The following is a 2770-nucleotide window of genomic DNA, read 5'->3' on the forward strand; positions in this document are numbered from 1 at the left end:
AACGTCACCCGCTCCCGCCTGGGACGACTCGTTCGTCAGGGACTCCTCGACCAACCCGGACGCGGCCGCTACCAGAAACGGACTTAACGTCCTCTCAGGTGGCCGGCCGGTCCGCGCTGATACGTCTCGATCTCGGCCGGCGCGACCTCGAACTCCCACCGCCGGTGGTACGCCGCCGCCAGCTCCAGGGCGGGAGCCTGGCCGGGATCCAGGACGGTGCCTGAAAGCCGGGATTCGCTGCCGCGACAGGGATGGACAACGAACACCTCGGCAGCTGCATCGGTCTACGCAACAGCCTCGAGCGTGCCCGCCGATGACGCTGATGCGCCCGGCAAGCTCCAAGATCCCGAAAGAGTCGAGCTAGCGGTCCGGGGACAGGGCGGAAGGGTGCCAGCCGTCCTGGGAGAGCTCCAGAGTGCCGTCGGCCTTGAGTTGCGCGGCCGCCGCACCGCCGCGCGATCCGCCGATGGCGGACGCGCTGGGCAGCACCCCGCGAGCGCGAACACTCCGCGCGCCGGCAGGCCCAGCCGCACCAGCGTCTCCTGCGGGGCCGCGGCCGCCCACTGGCCCATCGCCCGGAACGAGCCGAACCCGCAGGCCATGGCACACGGCGCAACCAGCAGCACCGCGCGCAGCGGATGCCGACGCCCCCGGGCCTTACGCGGATCGCGCAGGACGCCCACCACCTCTGGGAAGCCATGCGCACCCGACACACCGGCACCGCACGCCGAGCAGGGACAGGACACGGCAGGCTGGCGCACCGAAGCTCCGTTGCTGGTGGACGACTCGCGAGGCCACCAACCACAACTGAGCTTCATCTGCTTCGGACACCCATGCTGACCAGGAACTATGCAAGATCAACTAACTTTTGCATCAGCCCTGACACCTAGCCACCCAATCGCGTGCCCGACTACCCAGATCAGCCACAGGCACCACCCCAGAACATGGAGTTCCGGTTGAGGTTCGGTTCGTCCGTGGGGTTCGGGGGCCGGTGGGTGCTGGTTTGTCACGCTCGGTACGACAACGGCTTCTCAAGCGCGACAGGCTCCGACAACGCGGGGTGCAAACGCGAGAGCCGTATCCCTTGGGGTGCGGGGGTGGGGCGCGTGGGTGGATGCTAGTGGCGGGCGGTGGTATGTGATGACGGCGGCGGTGGACGACGATACGGGGCTTGGGGGAGGCGCCCGGCTGTTCGTGGGTCGTGTCCCGGAGCTGGCGGTGCTCGATGGTGGCCGCGCCCGGGCCGCGGCCCGGGAACCGTGCCTGGTGGTGGTGGAGGGTGAGGCGGGGATCGGGAAGACCGCCCTCGTCCAGCGGGCCCTCGCCGACGGTCCGGACGGGCTGGTGGCGGTGTGGGCGCGGTGTGACCGCTCCGAGCGGGACTGGCCCTACAGCGCCCTCGACCAGTGGCTGCGGCGTCTGCCGCCCGGCACGGAGGGCCTGACGGATTTGGCGGCTCTGATGCGCCATGCCAGTGCCGCTCCCCTCGTGGTGGGGCAGGCGCTGCTGGCCGTCCTCGCGGCGGTTTCGGAGGAGGCGCCGCTCGCGCTGGTGGTGGACGATGCGCCGTGGGCGGATGAGCAGTCGGTGGCGGCGCTGGGGTTCGTGTTGCGTCGCTTGTGGTCGGAGCGGGTGCTGGTGGTGATGACCGCCCGCACCGGGTCCCAGGCCTATGCCGAGGCGTCCGATGACGGCAGGAGCGGGCAGGGGTGGCGAGGTCTGTCCCGTGGTGTGGCACGTTCGGAGACGGTCCGCCTCGCGGGACTAGGCCGGGCGGAGGTGGGTGAGCTGGCCCGGGCCCGGACCGGGGCCGTACTGCGTGAAACGGAGGCCGAACGGCTGATGGAGCGGACGGGCGGGCACCCACTGCATCTGCGCACGCTGCTGAGGCAGGTCACCGCCAACGAGCTGACCGACGTGTCGCGGCCGTTGCAATTGCCGGTTTCGTTGGAGACCGCGATCCGCCACCAGCTGGAGACCCTGCCCGGCGAGTCGCGTAGGCTGGTCGAGGCACTGGCGGTCCTCAACACCCAGGTCCCCCTCGCCGTGGTCGGTCACCTGGCCGGCATTACTCCCTGCCCAGGCCCTGGGACCAGTACTCGACACAGGCCTAGTCACCTGGGACGCCGGCCAGCCCACTACACCCGTACGGCTGCATCACGACCTGCAACGCGACGCCGTCTACCAGGCCATCACCCCCCAGGCGCGCCGCGACCTCCACCACGCGGCAGCCGACGTGGTTCCCCAGGAGGCAGCCTGGGCTCACCGTGTCGCAGCCGCATCCGGAGCGGACGCCCGTCTCGCCGACCGTCTCGCCGCTGAAGCCACCCGCCAGGCCGACCAGGGCCGCCACCACCGAGCCGCCACCCTGGAACTCTGGGCCGCGGACCTTTCCCCCACGCGCGGCAGCCACGAACACCATCTCATAGCTGCGGTCACCCACCTCCTCACCGTGCAGGCCGTTAAGCGGGCCCGCTCCCTGCGCGAGGCCCTTGAACTATGCAGCCCCTGCATGGAGCGAGACGTCGCTCTGGGCTACATGGCGGGCATGAGCGGCGACATAGGCACTGCCGAGAAGTTCCTCGCGCCTGCCGTCGCGGCCGCCAACGACCCGGCGAACCGGCTCTACATCGCCTACTGGCTCGGCATCCTCCACCTCCTTCGTGCCGATGGGCCTAAGAAGTCATCTCATTTGGTGATTCTGCGGTGGCAAATGAGGGCGGCGGCGATGCTGGCGAACGCTGCAAAGTGAGCGCCCTTCCGTTCATAG

4 protein-coding genes are annotated in these 2770 nt (G+C 70.0%); 3 read left to right on the top strand and 1 reads right to left on the bottom strand.

Annotated features, from left to right (window positions below):
• The first annotated feature begins 98 nt into the window (after positions 1-98).
• On the top strand, positions 99-224 hold the full coding sequence (locus AB0D08_RS40655; RefSeq protein WP_255369517.1) for a hypothetical protein: 126 nt from the start codon (positions 99-101) through the stop codon (positions 222-224).
• A gap of 60 nt (positions 225-284) precedes the next feature.
• On the opposite strand, the gene AB0D08_RS40660 is transcribed toward AB0D08_RS40655, so the two are convergent.
• The gene (locus tag AB0D08_RS40660) at positions 285-818 is read right to left on the bottom strand and encodes a transposase family protein (RefSeq protein ID WP_359895407.1); all 534 of its coding nucleotides are present in this window, start codon (positions 816-818) and stop codon (positions 285-287) included.
• Between the two features lie 334 nt (positions 819-1152).
• On the opposite strand from AB0D08_RS40660, the gene AB0D08_RS40665 reads away from it, so the two are divergent.
• Entirely contained in the window at positions 1153-2322 is a 1170-nt protein-coding gene (locus tag AB0D08_RS40665; RefSeq protein ID WP_359895408.1) for an AAA family ATPase, read from the top strand.
• A gap of 190 nt (positions 2323-2512) precedes the next feature.
• Positions 2513-2752: a hypothetical protein gene (locus tag AB0D08_RS40670; RefSeq protein WP_359895410.1), complete on the top strand. Its 240-nt coding sequence runs from the start codon at positions 2513-2515 to the stop codon at positions 2750-2752.
• Positions 2753-2770 lie beyond the last annotated feature (18 nt).

It is taken from the genome of Kitasatospora sp. NPDC048540, assembly GCF_040651175.1.
Lineage (GTDB): Bacteria > Actinomycetota > Actinomycetes > Streptomycetales > Streptomycetaceae > Kitasatospora.

Coding starts and splice junctions, on each gene's coding strand:
- AB0D08_RS40660 (WP_359895407.1), bottom strand. CDS start 818: ATGAAGCTCAGTTGTGGTTGGTGGCCTCGCGAGTCGTCCACCAGCAAC.
- AB0D08_RS40670 (WP_359895410.1), top strand. CDS start 2,513: ATGGAGCGAGACGTCGCTCTGGGCTACATGGCGGGCATGAGCGGCGAC.